19 protein-coding genes are annotated in these 15,263 nt (G+C 67.0%); 9 read left to right on the top strand and 10 right to left on the bottom strand.

The genetic code is table 11. The annotated features are described in order from the left end of the window. Positions 1 to 4 precede the first annotated feature (4 nt). The 3 genes from BN2156_RS05505 to ripD all read right to left on the bottom strand — a co-directional run bounded on the left by BN2156_RS05505 (position 5) and on the right by ripD (position 2,596). On the bottom strand, positions 5 to 787 hold the full coding sequence (locus BN2156_RS05505; protein ID WP_090511107.1) for a hypothetical protein: 783 nt from the start codon (positions 785 to 787) through the stop codon (positions 5 to 7). 40 nt (positions 788 to 827) lie between these two features. Next, the gene (locus tag BN2156_RS05500; RefSeq protein ID WP_090511105.1) at positions 828 to 1,898 is read right to left on the bottom strand and encodes a M48 family metallopeptidase; all 1,071 of its coding nucleotides are present in this window, start codon (positions 1,896 to 1,898) and stop codon (positions 828 to 830) included. A 77-nt stretch (positions 1,899 to 1,975) separates the two neighbouring features. Further along, positions 1,976 to 2,596 (bottom strand): NlpC/P60 family peptidoglycan-binding protein RipD, encoded by a 621-nt coding sequence (gene ripD, locus BN2156_RS05495; RefSeq protein WP_090511102.1) that lies wholly within the window; start codon positions 2,594 to 2,596, stop codon positions 1,976 to 1,978. Between the two features lie 346 nt (positions 2,597 to 2,942). On the opposite strand from ripD, the gene tenA reads away from it, so the two are divergent. Then, positions 2,943 to 3,626 carry a thiaminase II gene (tenA, locus tag BN2156_RS05490; RefSeq protein WP_090515522.1) on the top strand — a complete coding sequence of 228 codons (684 nt, stop codon included), beginning with the start codon at positions 2,943 to 2,945 and terminating at the stop codon, positions 3,624 to 3,626. 51 nt (positions 3,627 to 3,677) lie between these two features. Here the strand turns inward: tenA and tpx are convergent, their stop codons facing one another. Next, entirely contained in the window at positions 3,678 to 4,172 is a 495-nt protein-coding gene (tpx, locus tag BN2156_RS05485) for a thiol peroxidase (protein ID WP_090511098.1), read from the bottom strand. Between the two features lie 62 nt (positions 4,173 to 4,234). Here tpx and BN2156_RS05480 point away from each other — a divergent pair, with 62 nt between their 5' ends. Then, positions 4,235 to 5,128, top strand: coding sequence for an aminoglycoside phosphotransferase family protein (locus BN2156_RS05480; RefSeq protein ID WP_090511096.1), 894 nt, complete (start codon positions 4,235 to 4,237; stop codon positions 5,126 to 5,128). 6 nt (positions 5,129 to 5,134) lie between these two features. On the opposite strand, the gene BN2156_RS05475 is transcribed toward BN2156_RS05480, so the two are convergent. Both BN2156_RS05475 and BN2156_RS05470 read right to left on the bottom strand, forming a co-directional pair. Then, complete coding sequence (locus BN2156_RS05475; protein ID WP_090511094.1) at positions 5,135 to 5,458, bottom strand: hypothetical protein; 324 nt, start codon at positions 5,456 to 5,458, stop codon at positions 5,135 to 5,137. Positions 5,459 to 5,618: 160 nt separating this feature from the next. After that, a complete protein-coding gene (locus tag BN2156_RS05470; protein WP_090515520.1) occupies positions 5,619 to 6,587 on the bottom strand; it encodes an o-succinylbenzoate synthase in 969 nt (322 codons plus the stop codon). 129 nt (positions 6,588 to 6,716) lie between these two features. On the opposite strand from BN2156_RS05470, the gene BN2156_RS05465 reads away from it, so the two are divergent. After that, positions 6,717 to 6,968, top strand: coding sequence for a hypothetical protein (locus tag BN2156_RS05465; RefSeq protein ID WP_090511091.1), 252 nt, complete (start codon positions 6,717 to 6,719; stop codon positions 6,966 to 6,968). Between the two features lie 18 nt (positions 6,969 to 6,986). Further along, complete coding sequence (locus BN2156_RS05460) at positions 6,987 to 7,649, top strand: MOSC domain-containing protein (RefSeq protein ID WP_090511088.1); 663 nt, start codon at positions 6,987 to 6,989, stop codon at positions 7,647 to 7,649. A 25-nt stretch (positions 7,650 to 7,674) separates the two neighbouring features. Here the strand turns inward: BN2156_RS05460 and BN2156_RS05455 are convergent, their stop codons facing one another. Then, positions 7,675 to 8,328 carry an HD domain-containing protein gene (locus tag BN2156_RS05455; protein ID WP_090511084.1) on the bottom strand — a complete coding sequence of 218 codons (654 nt, stop codon included), beginning with the start codon at positions 8,326 to 8,328 and terminating at the stop codon, positions 7,675 to 7,677. Between the two features lie 142 nt (positions 8,329 to 8,470). Between BN2156_RS05455 and BN2156_RS05450 the strand changes: the two genes are divergently transcribed. Beyond that, positions 8,471 to 9,442: a GlxA family transcriptional regulator gene (locus tag BN2156_RS05450; protein ID WP_090511082.1), complete on the top strand. Its 972-nt coding sequence runs from the start codon at positions 8,471 to 8,473 to the stop codon at positions 9,440 to 9,442. Positions 9,443 to 9,450: 8 nt separating this feature from the next. On the opposite strand, the gene BN2156_RS05445 is transcribed toward BN2156_RS05450, so the two are convergent. Together BN2156_RS05445 and BN2156_RS05440 are read right to left on the bottom strand one after the other, a co-directional pair. Beyond that, positions 9,451 to 10,140, bottom strand: a complete 690-nt coding sequence (locus tag BN2156_RS05445; protein ID WP_090511079.1) for an Rv0518 family GDSL lipase — start codon at positions 10,138 to 10,140, stop codon at positions 9,451 to 9,453. A 155-nt stretch (positions 10,141 to 10,295) separates the two neighbouring features. Continuing rightward, positions 10,296 to 11,510, bottom strand: a complete 1,215-nt coding sequence (locus tag BN2156_RS05440; RefSeq protein WP_090511076.1) for an acyltransferase family protein — start codon at positions 11,508 to 11,510, stop codon at positions 10,296 to 10,298. Positions 11,511 to 11,918: 408 nt separating this feature from the next. Here BN2156_RS05440 and BN2156_RS05435 point away from each other — a divergent pair, with 408 nt between their 5' ends. Further along, a complete protein-coding gene (locus BN2156_RS05435) occupies positions 11,919 to 12,167 on the top strand; it encodes a hypothetical protein (RefSeq protein ID WP_090515518.1) in 249 nt (82 codons plus the stop codon). Positions 12,168 to 12,184: 17 nt separating this feature from the next. On the opposite strand, the gene BN2156_RS05430 is transcribed toward BN2156_RS05435, so the two are convergent. Next, a complete protein-coding gene (locus BN2156_RS05430) occupies positions 12,185 to 12,712 on the bottom strand; it encodes an Rv1352/Rv1906c domain-containing protein (RefSeq protein ID WP_090511074.1) in 528 nt (175 codons plus the stop codon). Between the two features lie 100 nt (positions 12,713 to 12,812). On the opposite strand from BN2156_RS05430, the gene BN2156_RS05425 reads away from it, so the two are divergent. Genes BN2156_RS05425 through BN2156_RS05415 form a run of 3 tightly spaced genes read left to right on the top strand, consistent with a single transcriptional unit; the run spans position 12,813 to position 14,858 of the window. Continuing rightward, positions 12,813 to 13,973, top strand: coding sequence for an alkaline phosphatase family protein (locus BN2156_RS05425; protein ID WP_090515516.1), 1,161 nt, complete (start codon positions 12,813 to 12,815; stop codon positions 13,971 to 13,973). 47 nt (positions 13,974 to 14,020) lie between these two features. After that, a complete protein-coding gene (locus tag BN2156_RS05420; RefSeq protein WP_090511071.1) occupies positions 14,021 to 14,353 on the top strand; it encodes a DUF732 domain-containing protein in 333 nt (110 codons plus the stop codon). A 40-nt stretch (positions 14,354 to 14,393) separates the two neighbouring features. Further along, positions 14,394 to 14,858 carry a DUF5078 domain-containing protein gene (locus tag BN2156_RS05415; protein WP_090511069.1) on the top strand — a complete coding sequence of 155 codons (465 nt, stop codon included), beginning with the start codon at positions 14,394 to 14,396 and terminating at the stop codon, positions 14,856 to 14,858. Positions 14,859 to 15,263: the final 405 nt, after the last annotated feature.

Here is a 15,263-nt window from a genome sequence, read left to right as displayed (position 1 = left end):
GGTGCTACCTCTTGCGGTCGCGCACCTTGTACGTCGAGGGCCACGACATGCGAGATTCGTCGCCCACCAACGGGGTTCCCGATCCGCCGACCCGGACGTCGTACGCCTCCTGCCCGGCACCGACCTCGCGGTTGGCGTGCTCCTGGGCCAGGTAATAGAGCTGGTCGATCTCGGCCTCGGAGAACGCCACGAACGTGGTCTTGCGGACGATGTCGTTGATGCCCGCGGTCATCCGGTCAGGCAGGACGCGGGATGCCAGCGCGGCCACGCCAAGCAAGGTGAAAGGGATGACCCAGTAGCAGATGAACGACAGTGGTGTCTTGGTGTCCAGAATCGTGGCGTCGCCCTGCACGATCGGCGGGATCGCCGCGGAGATCGTCATCCCGGCGAAGACGCCCACCCAGATCCAGGTCAGGATCTTCACGATCCGTTGGAACAGATCGCTTTCCACCACCCCAGGCGGTTGGCCCGCGGCGGCGAACTCCAGCACGAACGGCTTGCCGATCAGCAGGCCGATCAGCGCGACCAGGAAGATGCCTGCGGTGCTGAGCGGCTGGATCCAGCGTTCCATGACGTCCTGGCTCAGCACCAGCGTCAGGACCGTCAGCACGACGAAGGTGGCCAGTGCTCCGATCTCCAGGGTGCGCCCGGGTGAACCGGAGATCCGGCTGATCACGAACGTCGCGACGGCCGTCGCCAGTGCCACCAGCACGGCGACCAGGAACGGCACGTTGCCGACGAGAACCCAATAGATGATCCACGGCGCGAAGCCAAACAGGATGCCCACGACCGCCTAGTCTAGGGGCTTACCGTTGCGCCGACGGCAACTACCCGTCCCGCTGTTCCTCGTTCGGCTTGTTGTTGCGGCGCCACTCTGAGATCTTGCGGCCCACGGAGTCGGCCGCATTCGTCGCAGCCTGGCCCACTCCGTCGACGACACCGCCCAAACCGTCCCGGATGCCCCGGATCAACGGGTCGTCGGACTGGTCGAAGCCGTCCTTGTAATGGCGCGCCGCCTCGCTGACGTCATCGGTCCAGCTCGCCGTCGCATCGTCGGCCCGCAGCGGATAGTTGCCGGCCATGATCGCCCCGTAGCCACCGGTATCCACCCACTTGGTCAGTGCAGCCGCCCGGAGCACCGAGAAGGGGTGCGTGCGCAACTCAAGGTTGAGCAGTTTGAGCACCCCGTCGCGCATGTCCCCGGTCGCGTCATAGTCACGCGCCTGGGCGAGGAACGCCTGCGAGTCGAGCTTCTCCAGATGGCTTCCCGCCGCCAGTTTCAGCTCGACCCGGATCGCCGTGTCGAAGTCCTGTCCGCACAGCAGACCCGCGCGGTCCCCCGAAAGTTCGGATTTGCGTTGCCATTCCTGCAATGCGGCCACGATCGCGCGCAGTGCCCAGCCCCCGATCGGGATGAAGCCGAACGATGAGGCCAACCGAAGCAGATGATGCAGCATCGTCCGGTAGACGGCATGGCCGCTGAGCGCATGACCGAGCTCATGGCCGATGACAAAGCGCATCTCGTCATGCGTCATCAGCTCGTACATCCCCGACGTGATGACGATGAACGGGTCCTCCATGCCGATGCAGTACGCGTTGGCTTCCGGCGACTGGATGATGAACATCTCCGGACGCACGGGAGCGTCGAGCACCCGCACGCACTCGTCGAGCAGCGCATCGAGGTCGGCGAACTGACGCGGACCCACCCGGGCCGAACTGGCCAGGTACAGCAGCCGGTGCTTGCGTTCACGCAGCATTCCCGACAGCACCTTGAGAACCTGGTCGAACCCCTTGAGCCGGCGCAGCGCGGTCAGCGCGGTCCGGTCCGCTGGATGCTCCCACGCCCGCGAACTGATGTCGGGAAAAACGGTTCGTGTGGTTGCGGGTGTCTGTTCCATCGGTAGCGTGCGCCCTTCCTCGTCGACAGCTCAAAGCCTACGGAGAGTCGAGCCGCCTGAGGCGCACAAATCTTCGGTCAGGCGATGATCCGGACCAGGTACGGTGTCATGCCTTGAGTACGCACCGGGGTGACCGCAACAGCGGGCTCGGTGCCCTGGATCATCTGGTTGTTGCCGAGGTAGAGCGCCACGCTCTGGGTGCCCTCGGGTCCGTAGAAGATCAGGTCGCCGGGTAACGCCTGAGCGGGCAGCACCTTCTGGCCCACCTTGTACTGCTCGCCCGAGGACCGTGGCATCTTCACCCCGGCTCCGGCAAAGGCGTAGACGATCAGCCCGGAGGCGTCGAATCCCACCACATTCGCCGACGGGTCGGGCACCGCTGCGATGCCCGGGGTGGACAGCACCGGCGCCTGCACGGCCGGGGTGGACAGGCCCGGAGTCAGACCGCCGCCGGCGAGCGGCGGGGTCACCGGCGTCAGTCCGGGAGCGGGAAGGCTGCGGGCGACGCCGCGGGTCGGCCCATTGACGTCACCGCCCCCGTAGCTGAAGGGCACGCCGCGCTGTGACAGCGCGCGGGCGATCACGAGATCGACATAGCGCTGATTGCCGGTCGGGCGTTCGATCGGTGCGGCGCCGGCCAGTCCGGGAGCCGCTACCAGAAATGCCAGACCGAACAGAAGGGCAAAGGTACGTCTCATCGAACATCAACTCTCTCGACCACCAGAAGGCGACCTCGACTGCTGGTCGTCGTCAGTCGAGTCAACCATTTGTACCGCTCGCCGAGCGGTTTGCCCAATCCGTATGGGGCACAAGCACGATCAGATGCACTACCGTGACCGAAAGGTTACCGGGCAGGCTTCTGGCGATCGTTGTCCGGCCGGCGTCGACAACGTCGCCGGCGCTGCCGCGCCGCCGTGGCAGGGCCCGTCGGGGCAAACTGCCCCAGGCAGGCGCATTTTGGCCCCGCGCCGGCGAAAATCGTTGCGGTACATGGCCTGCCGAGGTGCCTAACAACGTTTGCGGGCCACCTGCGACCATGGTGACATGCACCCCGATGCGAATCCGCAGTCTTGGTCGGCCCGGCTCTGGGAGGCGATCGATCCGACGTACACCGCGATCCTGACGCACCCGTTCCTGACCGGCCTCACCGACGGCAGCCTGGACGACGGAGCGTTCGCCCACTATGTGGCCCAGGATGTCCACTACCTGCGTGACTATGCCCGCGCACTGGCAATTGTCGCCGCCAAGGCGCCCGCCCTCGCCGATACCGCGATGTTCTCGCGGCATGCCGCCGAGGTCTTCGATGTCGAATTGGCGCTGCACGGAGAATTGCTGCCCGAGCTGGGGCTGGATATCGCGGCACTGAACGCGACGCCGATAACGCCGACCACACGCGCCTACACGAGTTACCTGCTGGCCACCGCCTACGGCGGCACTTTCGCCGAGGGGTTGGCAGCGGTCCTGCCGTGTTACTGGATCTATGCCCGGGTCGGGACCGCGCTATTGGAACGCGGGTCGCCGGACCGGCGCTACCGACGCTGGATCGACAGCTACGGCGGTGAGGATTTTGCGGCCACAGTCGCCGAGGTGCTCGAGCTGACGGACCGGCTCGGGCCGACGCTGAGCGAGGCGGACGAGGCCGCCGCCAGGGCCCATTTCGTCGTCACGGCGAAATACGAGTGGATGTTCTTCGACGCGGCTTACCGCCGCGAGCAGTGGCCGGTCTGACAACCGGCCCGTTCCTCACCGGCGCCCGACGCCGGTGAGGAACAGACACGTCTACTGGAGGGCGGCCAGCGCTGCGTCGTAGTTCGGTTCCTGGGCGATCTCGGGCACCAGCTCGGAGTAGACGACGTTGCCGTCGGCGCCGATGACGACGACCGCCCGGGCCAGCAGGCCGGCCATCGGGCCGTCAGCCAGGGCGATGCCGAAATCCTCGCCGAAGCTGTCGCGGAACGCCGATGCGGTGGTCACGTTCTCGATGCCCTCCGCGCCGCAGAAACGCTTCTGCGCGAATGGCAAGTCGTTCGACACGCACAGGACCGTGGCACCGGACTCGGCGGCACGCTGGTTGAACGTGCGCACGCTGGTGGCGCACACCGGGGTGTCGACCGACGGGAAGATGTTCAGCAGCACCGACTTGCCCGCGAACTGATCGTTGGTGACGGCGCCGAGGTCGGTACCGGTGAGCGAGAAGCCGGGGGCCGGGCTGCCGACTGCCGGCAGGTCACCGACCGTGTTGATGGGGTTTCCGCGCAAGGTTATCTGTGCCATGGGGCACAGTCTGTCAAAACCGGGTGCCGCGCGGGCCGCCCGGGGTGCGACGATGTATTCCGATGATCGATCTGCCCGAGGCCGTGCGCGCGATGGGCACCCGGGGGCCGCAGTGGCAAGCGTGGGTCGACGACCTGCCCCGGCTGATCCGAACCCAGTTCGACGAATGGGAGCTGCACGCCGACGGGCCTGCCCATCACGGGTATTGCTCGATCGTGCTGCCGGCTCGGACCGCCGAGGGTGTGCCCGCGGTGCTCAAGGCCGCCTTCCCCGACCACGAGTCCGAACACGAGCACCTGGCGCTGCGCCGGTGGGCGGGCGCGGGCGCGGTCCGGTTGCTGCGCGCGGATCCACACCGCCGGGTGATGTTGCTTGAACGACTGCGACAGCGAAATCTCAACGAGCTCTGGGACATCGAGGCGTGCGAGATCATCGCCGGGATCTACGGCCGAATTCATGTAACCGCCCTGCCGCAGCTGCGATCGCTCGCCGTGTGCACCGAGCAGTGGACCGCTGACCTGATCCGACTCCCCCGCAATGCCCCGGTGCCGCGCCGGCTGGTGGAACAGGCGATCACCCTCGGCCGGGACCTTGTCGCCGGCCCGGGTGTCACGGGCACGCTGATCCACGGCGATCTGCACTACGAGAACGTGCTCGCCGCCGACCGCGAGGCGTGGCTGGCGATCGATCCCAAGCCGATGAACGGGGACCCGCACTACGAGCTCGCGCCGATGCTGTGGAATCGGTGGGATGAGCTGGCCGGGTATGTCCGAGACGGGGTCCGGCGCCGGTTGTCGGCCCTGGTCGACGCGGCCGGCCTGGATCCGGACCGAGCCAGGGCCTGGGTGATCGTCCGAATGATCCACAACGCGATGTGGGAGCTCACCGAGACGGCCGAACCAGACGCCGACTGGTTGACCACCTGTGTGGCGATCGCCAAGGCGGTACAGGACTGAGAATTCTCAGATCACCTTGTAGGTGAGGTCGTACAGCGCGCCCGCACCGCTGAACTGCTGAGTGAGTTCTCCCTGTCCCAGCTCGTCCGAGCGGATGAAGATCGACCCCACGTCTCGCATCTCGTCGGTACGCGCGTCCACCTCCCTCAGCACGATCTCGAGGTGGCCGTCGAACGGCAGCAGCCGGTCCAGATCCACCACGTCCCCCTGACACATCGACACAGCCTTGAACTGGAATCCATCAGCTCTGCTGATACTGAGCTCGTCGGTTCCACCGGAGTCCTGGGTCTTTACGGCCCTGAGTTCCGACAGCTTGGCGAACAACGACATGGCATCCTCCGTTGGATCTCCCCGCCAGCGGTAGCTGACGACATCGATTCTCGAGTTGCCGGGCGGTCGCACACATGCGTAGTGCGCTACTTGAATCTCTACGGCCACCGGTCGTGAGTACCGGCCCGCGACGGGCGGTACGAAATCACATCGGCGCAGTTCACGATGCCGATATGGCACGCTGCAGGCGTTCGCGCCACCAGGTCAGGCGCGCCGGATCGGTGACGGCGTACCGCTCGAGCCGGTCCGGCTGCGGAGCCGGCGGCATCGGCGCCACCGGAAGGTAGCCACCGACCGCCGCCAGGGAACGCGAATCCGCCACCACGTCACCGGCGAGGAATCCCCTCGTCCCCAACTCACAGGCAAACATCAACTCGGGTAACGCCCCGGCCAGCGCGAGCCCCGCCGCCAGGCCGATGGTCGTCTCCAGCGTCGAGGCCACCACACACGGCAGCCCGCAGGACTCCGCGACCCGCAACGCGCGCCGAGCCCCGCCCAGCGGTCCGCTGGCGAGCACGGCGATGTCCGCTGCCTCGCCGAGGCGCAAGCTCGTCGGGTCGTCGGCGTCGCGGAGCGCCTCCGCGACCGCGATGCGCACCTCGACCCGGCGCCGGACCTGCACCAGCTCGTCGATCGTCCGGCACGGCTGCGTGACGAACTCCAGTCCGCCTGCGGCACGATCGAGCGCCGTGATCGCGGTGACCGCGGTATCCGGGTCCCACCGCCCCTTGGCGTCGCACCTCAGTACGCCGTCCGCGCCGAGTGCGTCGCGCACCGCCTGCACCCGCTCGACGTCCTGTGCCAGATCTCCCGCACCGACCTCGACCGCAGCGGTCCGGCAGCCTGACGCTTCGGCGATCTGCTGAGCCCGTGCGGCCTCGACGGCGGCAGGAATCGTCACCGCGATGGGCACTCGCCCGCGCGCCGGATCGGGCCAACCGACCGTTCCCGGTTCGGTCGCCGCCGTGAGCCAGCGGACCAACGCTCGCTCGTGCGGCAACGGGCTGAACTCGCCCCATCCCTGTGGGCCCTCGAGCAGCATGCCCTCGCGAACAGTGAGCCCGCCGACCGGCTCGATGGTCGGAATGGCGAAAACGGGCGCGCGGTCGAAGTCGATCAGGGTCTGCACAACCACGTGACGCTAGCGGACCCGCCCGGCCCCGGGCGGACAACGGGGCAAGTGCCGGTGCCACCGGCATGGGCGGCCTAGACTGCGCCCAGAGATCGGATACGGGTGCAGCTCACGAGGAGACAGCCGATGACGAGCGCAGTGTGGCGCGGGGTATTCACCATGGTGGCGGCCGTGGTGCTGTCGGCCGGGTCGATGGCGGTAGCCACCATGGTGGCCCCGGCTCCGAGCTCGGCGTGCCCGCCCGGAGAGACGGGCGTCACCAACGGCTGTTCCCCCTTCTGCGTGCCGGGGCGCCAGCTCGACCTCGCGACCGGACTGTGCCTGCCGGTACCGCCCCCGCCGGCCGCTCCGAATGGTGTTGCGACGCCGACTTTCTAATTCATTACGCTGTCCGTCATGGCGCAGGTACTGACGGTCAACGTGGCCCACCCACGACCCAACACCGCGGAGGGGCGCGCCGTTACCGGCATCGACAAGCGCCCGGTTGACGGGGCGGTCGCGGTGCGCGCTCCGGGTCCGATGCACGGTGGGCTCGGTAGCGGTCTGGTCGGCGACACGATCGGTGACCAACAGTTCCACGGCGGAGACGATCAGGCGGTGTATGCCTATGCCCGCGAAGACCTCGACGCCTGGCAGACGGAACTGGACCGCGAGATCGCCAACGGCGTGTTCGGCGAGAACTTCACCACCGCCGGTATCGATGTCACCAACGCCGTCATCGGGGAACGGTGGCGGGTGGGATCCGACGGGCTCGAACTCGAAGTCTCCCGGCCCCGCATCCCGTGCCGGACGTTCGCGAACTGGCTGCAGATCAACGGATGGGTCAAAACCTTTACCAGAACGGCGATCCCGGGTGCCTATCTGCGGCTGGTGAGGCCAGGATCAGTGGCCGCCGGCGACGAGATCGTGGTGACCGACCGGCCCGATCACGACATCACCGTCGGATTCGTGTTCCGCGCGCTGACCCTCGAGCCGCAGCATCTGCCGGCGATCCTGCGGGCGGCTGCCCTGCCCGAGCCACTGCGGGAGCTCGCCGAACGCCGCACCAACGCGGGCTGAGCAACCGCATTCTTTGCCGGACAGCCTATTCCGGCCACTCGTTGGCGAGGATCACCTCGACGAAGTCCTGTCGTACGAACGACTCGTCGAAGTGAGCAAGCACATCGGCGTTGACCGTGCCGAACGTCGACCCGGGCCGCTGCCGTACCCCATCGGTGAACGCCCGCAGGATCCGGTTCTTGAAATCGGGCCGCGGATGGACCGCGGTGACCGCAACCAGATCGTCCGGCGTCAGCTTGTCCCGGCCGATCCCGAGCACATCTGTTTCGACTCCCGCTGTCACCAGAGCGATCTCGGGATCGAGAAACTCGGGAATCCCCGGAGTGGTGTGCAGCGCGATACCCAGCCACACCTTGCGCGCGGCGACCTCGTCCACCCCGCGCTGCAACAGGAAGTCGCGCGCGGCATCGGCACCGTCTACCTCGAAACGCAGCTGGGACGCCGTGCGGTACCGCTCGGTCAGCCCGATGTCGTGGAACATCGCGCCGACGTAGAGCAACTCCAGATCGGGCTTCAACCCGCGGCGCACACCCTGTAGCGCACCGAAGTAGAACACCCGGCGCGAGTGGTGGAACAGCAGGTCATCCTCGACGTCGCGGATGTACTCGGTGGTGTCCCGCACCAAGGCGGTGTCGGGGAGCTCGATCCCGGCGATGTTGTTGGTCAGTGAAGTCGTCATGTCCAATCTCCTTGCCGCGCAGTGATTTTGATTCGGAGCAGAACAACGGGTTCGCGTTGCTGACATCAGTCTGTGCCGCCACCGCCGATCGGGCCCATGTCCCATGCGCCATGTTTCCCACAAAAAGCGACACAATGGAGACATGGCACAGGGTGCGGGACCACGTGAGATCGTGATCGTGGTGTTCGACGGGATGAAACTGCTCGACGCCGCGGGACCCGCCGAGGTTTTCGCCGAGGCCAACCGGTTCGGCGCCGACTACCGGATCCGGATCGCCTCGGCCGACGGCGCCGACGTCACCACCTCGATCGGCACGACGTTCACGGTGACGGACCGAATCTCGGAAATCGACGGCGTGGACACCGTATTGGTCTCCGGCGGGGACAATCTCGTGGGCCGCCCGATCGACCCCGGACTGGTGGCGTCGCTGCGGGACCTGCCCGCCCGGACGCATCGGCTGGCGTCGATCTGCACCGGCTCCTTCATCCTGGCCGAGGCCGGTCTGCTCGACGGTCGCCGGGCCACCACGCACTGGCGGCACACGCGGCTACTGGCGCGTGCCTACCCCGGCATCTCGGTCGAGCCCGATGCGATTTTCGTCCGGGACGGAGACGTCTATACCTCAGCAGGTGTGTCGGCGGGCATCGACCTGGCCTTGGCACTGGTGGAATCGGACTACGGAACCGACCTGGTGCGCGACGTCGCGCGGTCACTGGTCGTCTACCTCAAACGTGCCGGCGGCCAGTCCCAGTTCTCCACACTGGTCGAGTCGGACGCACCGGCCGAGTCGGCGTTGCGTCGGGTCACCGAGGCGATCGCGGCTGACCCGACTGCCGACCACAGCGTGAAAAACCTTGCGGCACTGGCCTCGTTGAGTACCCGACAGTTGACCCGGCTGTTTCAGGCCGAGCTGGACACCACCCCGGCGCGCTACGTCGAAACGGTGCGGATCGATGCCGCACGAGCAGCCCTCGACGCGGGGCGCCCGGTGGGTGAAGCGGCCCGGCTGGCCGGGTTCGGCAGCGCCGAAACCCTACGACGAGTATTCGTCGGCAACCTCGGGGTGTCACCAAGGGCCTACCGGGACCGCTTCCGCAGCACATCCAGCGGCTGAGTGTGCCGTCACACCCAGCGCGGAAGTTCCTTGCCGATCAGCGGTGCGATCTTGTCGGCCATGTAGGCGTGACCGGCGTCGGTCGGGTGGATTCCGTCGGCGCCGATCAACTCGGGACGGTCGAAGAACCACCGCTCGGCGATCGGATCGACGAACGTCGCACCCACCTGCCGAGCTTGGTCCCGCAAGATGTCGCGAACACCCAGCAGATTCGGCGGCACATCGGCATTCACCCACGGCGGACCGATCACCAGCATCCGGGCGGTGGGCGCGGATTGCCGGGCTCGGGTCAGGGCATCGTGGCTCAACCGGGTGACGGCGCCAAGATCAGAGTCCTTGTCGTTGCGCGACCCGAAGAAGACGATCAACGCGTCGTCGGGTTGCACGGCCCTGGCGGTCAGGTCGGCGAACACGCTGCCGCGGTTGCCGCGAGCCTCATAGCCGGCGCCACCCTCGGCAACCACATCGGCATCCACCTGGACGCCGCGTTGCGCCAACTCCTGCCAGGCCAGCGGAGCCCAGTTCCTCGGCCCCATACCGCCCTCGGCGAGCATGCCGGTGGTGTAGGAGTCCCCGATCACCGCGATGTGGTTGATCTGCGGATCCAGGCCCGAGTTGACATAACGCCGTTGAGGGGCCTGCGCGAACAGCCCCACCAGGAGGGCGAGCGAAACAATGAAAGTGGTCAGACGACTCACTGCAACCTCCACTCCCAGCGAGACTCAGTTCGTCCCGGACCGCGTACGCCGAACAGCCTATGGTGTGAACCTCGGCCGTAGATAGGCGGCCGGTGACACAGCGATAACAAGGGCATAACAACCTGTCGCACAGCGGGTTTGGATGGTTACAACCGTCAGCCCGCGCGTGCCGGAACCTCGTCGGACCGGTCCGGGGTCTCGGTGTCGATCCGGTGCAGCCTGGTATTGGCCTGCTCGACGGGCCGGATGTCGACCATCCTGCGCATCCACCGCCTGGCCGGCTCCTCGACGAGGTGATAGAGCGCGATGGCGCCGACCAGGCTGATCGCGAACAGGCCCAGCAGTGTCGCCTTGCCTGAGAGTGTGGGCGTCAGCGTCACCTCGAACTGACGAGTGGTCCAGATCCAAGCGGTATGGACCAACTCGTGCACCATGTACAGGCCGAACGAGATCTGTCCGCCGTAGACCAGCAGCCTGGTGGACAGCAACGCCGGCAGACTGCCGACTCCGACCGCCATGGCGACCACCTGCGGGACGAACAGGATGTCGACGATGCCGCCGGCGTCGCCGACGGTGTTCATCGGGTGCTTGTCGAAGAAGTACAGTCCGCCGACGATGACGGCGCCCAACACGATCGACAGGTAGCCCGCCCGCTTCTGGGTCCGCTCCGTCAGGTGCAGTTTGCGTACCGCGGCGCAGGCCAGCGCACCGGCGGTGAACTGCATGACGATCCGGGGCAGCCAGCTCCACGGTGTGTAGAAGTGGCCGGTGGCCATCAGGAGCACCACAGGTGGCACGGCGGCGGCGATGGCCAGCAGCACCAGGCTCCGCGCCCGGGTGGCCCGCGCGATCCGGAAGACGACCATGATCAGCGCCCCGAATAGCAGGTAGGCCAACCATTCGGCACTGATCGACCAGGCGGGACCGTCCCAGCTGGAACCGTCGAAGTAGGGCTCAAACCACAGCTGAACCAGGAACAACTGGCGCACATAGCTGACGGCGTTGTAGCCGCTGGTGTCTTCGGGCGGGATGTGCCCGACGTTGAGCGTGAATATCAGCCACAGCGCGGCCAGGTGCAGCGTGACGAGGTACACCGGCCATACCCGCGACAAACGCAGCCACAAGAAGTGCAACGTGGCCCGGGTGGACCAGGTCGGTCCCATCCGGTCGATGTAGTTCCAGGTCAGGACGAATCCGCTGAGGATGAAGAAGAGGTCCACGCCCTGGGCACCCCGGTCGAGCACGGGGGCCAGCGCCTCGGTGAAATCGGGTGCCACCTGGTAGAGCAGGGGACGGAAGTGGAACAGCACCACCCACACCGCTGCAACGATGCGCAGTCCCGTCAGGGCCTTGATCTCTGCGCCGCGCACGACACCCTTTTCCGTATCCACTCAGCTGATTCGTCACTTCGCTGTTTTGTCATGTCATAGCCGCGGCTGGCCGGGCGGATCGGCCCGCGATTCGCGCAACCGGCAGCCCTCGCAGACTAGCAGCGTACGGTGGCGCGACACGTTCAGCGCGCGGTGCGCACCTCCTGCGCGACGTTCGTCGGCCGGCCTGGACGGCATCGGGTGGCCTTGTGCAGCAAAGGAATTGCGGAGCCGATGCCGGCTCCGGGCGCACGGGTGGTCAGCACGGGCGCGGCGTGTCCGATTGCTGGCCGTTGCCCTTGTGGCCGGTTAGGGTCGAGGTGTGATCTCTCGGGGAGGTTTGAGATGACCAGCATCCTCGGCCGCTGCGCCGCGGTCATCGGCTCGGCGCTGGCCCCGCTCGGTCTGATGGCGGTGGTCACTGTCGCCGCGCCGGCCGTCAGCTGGGCCGACTGCGCGGCCGGTGAGTGGTGGGACCCGGTGGCGAGCGTGTGCCGGCCCCCGGTCGTGCCGTTGGCATGTGAGAACGGCGCCTGGTGGGACCCGGTGGCCAACACCTGCCGTCCGCCGGTGGTGCCGCCACCGCCGATGTGCGACAACGGTTGGTGGTGGGACCCGGTCGGCAATGCCTGCCGTCCTCCCCTGATTCCCGGCTGATCACTCAGCCCGGCGCATCAGGGCATCGGCACCGAGGAACCGTCGTAATTGCGGGCGTTGTTGTTCAGCGAGTCCATCCATGCCCGCAGCTTGGCCTGGCCGACCAGGGCCGGGATGGGACCGCTGGCCGGCGTATCGGGTACGGCGTCGGTCAACTGCCACGGCTGGCACCCGCTGGTCTTGAATGCCTTGTCGGTGGCCTCGATCGTGATGACCTGAGGCTTCTTGGTGAACGCATTGTCGATGATGTCGCCGCCGTGCAGATCGGCCATCCGCTTCCAGTAGCAGGTGCCGCCTTCGACCGGTCCGGCCGAGGCGTAATTGCCCGGTTGGATGTCGGTGCCGACCATAAAGAGTCCGTCGTGGTCGATCGTCGCTGCCGCGGCAGCGGGCGCGGCGGGGGCCGCCGCAACGGGCCCCGGCGGAGGGCCCGGGGCCGGGATGGGTGCCGGCGTCTCCGGATCGGCGCTGGCGATGCCACTGAACGCCCCACCTGCGGACACCGCCAGAGCGGCGGCGAAGATCACGGCTTTCATCGGCTTCATGAAAACCCAGCGTACCGGGTACGGCAGAGTGGTCGAGCACACTTGCGGCGAGCTCTGCGTTGCCGAAACCCGCCGACGTGATCTGTGGCACGCTCGCGATGTGGAGCCCCCGCGTCCCGATCCCGATGCACCGCACCTCGCCGATGTCGTCCCATCGGTACTCGCCGCGATGGGTGCCCCCGGATTCGACGCCCGGATCTCCTGGCCCGGCCCGGTCCGCGGCGCGTGCGTTCTGCTGATCGACGGACTCGGCGCCGAACTGCTCGCCACCCACGCCGCCGACGCGCCCGTTCTGACGGCCCTGGCCGACCAGTCGGCCAACCGGACGCTGCACGTCGGTTTTCCGTCCACCACGGCTGCCGGTTTGGCGGCGATCGGCACGGGCTGCCGTTCGGGTGAGCACGGATTCGTCGGCTACTCCTTTCGAGTCCCCGAAGCCGGTCCGGAATTCGACGTCATCAACGCGCTGCGGTGGCGTCCCCATCCGTGGGGCCCCGACCTGCGCGACCGGGTGATCCCCGAGGTGGTCCAGCCGTCGCCCACCACGTTCGAGCGCGCCGGGGCGGCGGGGTTCGAGGTCTCGGTGGTCTCGGGCGCCGAGCACGCCCATTCGGGCCTCACCCGGGCCATCCTGCGCGGCGCGCGCTACGTCGGGGTGCACGCTCTCGGCGACCTCGCCGCCGAGGTCATTGCGGCCGTCGCCGGCAACGGCTTCTGCTACGGCTACCACGCCGACCTCGATCTGGTCGGCCACCTGCACGGCCCCGGGTCGGCGGCGTGGCGCATGCAGTTGCGCCAGGTCGACCGCCTGGTGGAGTCGGTGTGGGCGGCCCTGCCGTCCGAGTGCCTGCTCACCGTGGTGGCCGACCACGGCATGGTGGCGGTGGACCGGGCCGCGGCGATCGACATCGACGAATGCGAACCCCTGCGCGACGGGGTGGTCGCCGTCGGTGGCGAAGCGCGTGCCCGTCACGTCTACACCGCCGAGGGAGCCGCCGATGACGTTCTTGCGGCATGGCGTGCCACGCTCGGCGATTCCGCGTGGGTGATGTCGCAGGACGAGGCGATCGCGGCCGGCTGGTTCGGTCCCCGGGTCCGTGACGATGTGCGATCTCGCATCGGAGATGTCGTGGCGGCGGCACGCGACTCGGCCGCATTGCTGCGGCGATCGGTCGAGCCCATGGAGTCGGCATTGATCGGTCACCACGGTTCACTGACGAGCGCAGAGCAGTATGTCCCGCTGCTTTCTGCAATCGAATGAGCAAACGCCACACCCGGAACAGGCTTAGATGGGCTAAGATTCACCGCATGAAGCTTGCAGGGCTGGCAGTAATCGGCGCCGCGGCGGCTATCGCTTTCGCCGCTCCCGCATATGCCGATCCGGACACCGATTTCGCGAACGAGCTCCACACCTTCGGGATCTATGGGCAGAAGGACTACAACGCCTGGATCGGCAAGATCATGTGCAAGCGATTGCACAACGGCGTCGACCACAATGCCCAGGACTCGGTCGGTTTCGTGAAGAAGCAATTGGCCAAGGACAGCACCGACGCACAGTCGTGGCAGTTCCTGGGTACCGCCATCAATTACTACTGCCCGGATCAGCGCTTTATCTACGAACAGGCCGCTACGCAGTCGTAGTCTGATTCCCGGACGCCGATCTGGAGACTTTTGGAGCGAGATGTTGAACCGCAAGAGTGTCACGAACCTGATCCGAACCGGCGTGGCTGCATGCGCAGTGGCCGGCAGCCTGGCCGGGGCCGGCATCGCCTCCGCCGACGCCACCGACGACTATCCGATCCCCAACCGGATCCTGCGGACGCCGTGCACGGCCGAGCAGATCATGGCCGCCGCCCGCGACGTCGAGCCGGTGTACTACGAGCGCTACATGATCGACTACAACAACAAGCCGGTCGCCGATCAGCAGGGCGCGCAAGACCGGATCCACTGGTTCTTCTCGATGGACTACGCGGGCCGCCGCCAGTACTCCGAGAACATGGCCACCAACGCGTTCTTCGAGAACATGTCCTGGCGCTGGCCGAACTGGGCCAAGCTGTTCTTCAACAACAAGGGCGTCGCGGCCAACACCACCGACATCTGCATGAACTACCCGCCCAACGACATGTCCGTGTGGAACTGGCGTTAGTTCAAGATTTCGCCCAGGGCTGGGTCTGGCCGCCGACACGGCAGCCGGGCCCAGCCCGATTTCGTTAGCTCCATCACAATCGGTGCCCCGCGCCCCGGCACACGCCGCCCTGACGGTGCCGTAAAAGTGCCCTGACCTGCGACGGCGCTCCAGGTGCCGCGGCTGGGCCGCCATCGATCACCAGACAGCCCCGCGGGCGCGGCATCACAGCTGTGTCACCGTTTTGCCACTCATTTAAATAGGCTAATATCTCGCTAACTTTAGTTAGCCATTCGGCTAGACAGCGAGGCGGGATCGAGGTGACCATGGTGCACAGGTACTACCCCATCGACTGCCGCGCCGCCGGTATGTTGACCCCGCCTCGCCTCCCCATCGCCCATATCGCCCACTACCGACGGACCGGTG

Source organism: Mycolicibacterium neworleansense (assembly GCF_001245615.1).
GTDB classification, from domain to species: Bacteria; Actinomycetota; Actinomycetes; order Mycobacteriales; family Mycobacteriaceae; genus Mycobacterium; species Mycobacterium neworleansense.
This window is presented reverse-complemented; position numbering and strand designations above follow the sequence as displayed.

Excerpts from the sequence above, each read along its gene's own strand:
- BN2156_RS05430 (WP_090511074.1), bottom strand. The coding sequence starts at position 12,712 with ATGAAGCCGATGAAAGCCGTGATCTTCGCCGCCGCTCTGGCGGTGTCC.
- BN2156_RS05500 (WP_090511105.1), bottom strand. The coding sequence starts at position 1,898 with ATGGAACAGACACCCGCAACCACACGAACCGTTTTTCCCGACATCAGT.
- tenA (WP_090515522.1), top strand. The coding sequence starts at position 2,943 with ATGCACCCCGATGCGAATCCGCAGTCTTGGTCGGCCCGGCTCTGGGAG.
- BN2156_RS05420 (WP_090511071.1), top strand. The coding sequence starts at position 14,021 with ATGAAGCTTGCAGGGCTGGCAGTAATCGGCGCCGCGGCGGCTATCGCT.
- BN2156_RS05415 (WP_090511069.1), top strand. The coding sequence starts at position 14,394 with ATGTTGAACCGCAAGAGTGTCACGAACCTGATCCGAACCGGCGTGGCT.
- BN2156_RS05435 (WP_090515518.1), top strand. The coding sequence starts at position 11,919 with ATGGCGGTGGTCACTGTCGCCGCGCCGGCCGTCAGCTGGGCCGACTGC.
- BN2156_RS05460 (WP_090511088.1), top strand. The coding sequence starts at position 6,987 with ATGGCGCAGGTACTGACGGTCAACGTGGCCCACCCACGACCCAACACC.
- BN2156_RS05480 (WP_090511096.1), top strand. The coding sequence starts at position 4,235 with ATGATCGATCTGCCCGAGGCCGTGCGCGCGATGGGCACCCGGGGGCCG.
- tpx (WP_090511098.1), bottom strand. The coding sequence starts at position 4,172 with ATGGCACAGATAACCTTGCGCGGAAACCCCATCAACACGGTCGGTGAC.
- ripD (WP_090511102.1), bottom strand. The coding sequence starts at position 2,596 with ATGAGACGTACCTTTGCCCTTCTGTTCGGTCTGGCATTTCTGGTAGCG.
- BN2156_RS05450 (WP_090511082.1), top strand. The coding sequence starts at position 8,471 with ATGGCACAGGGTGCGGGACCACGTGAGATCGTGATCGTGGTGTTCGAC.
- BN2156_RS05455 (WP_090511084.1), bottom strand. The coding sequence starts at position 8,328 with ATGACGACTTCACTGACCAACAACATCGCCGGGATCGAGCTCCCCGAC.
- BN2156_RS05465 (WP_090511091.1), top strand. The coding sequence starts at position 6,717 with ATGACGAGCGCAGTGTGGCGCGGGGTATTCACCATGGTGGCGGCCGTG.
- BN2156_RS05475 (WP_090511094.1), bottom strand. The coding sequence starts at position 5,458 with ATGTCGTTGTTCGCCAAGCTGTCGGAACTCAGGGCCGTAAAGACCCAG.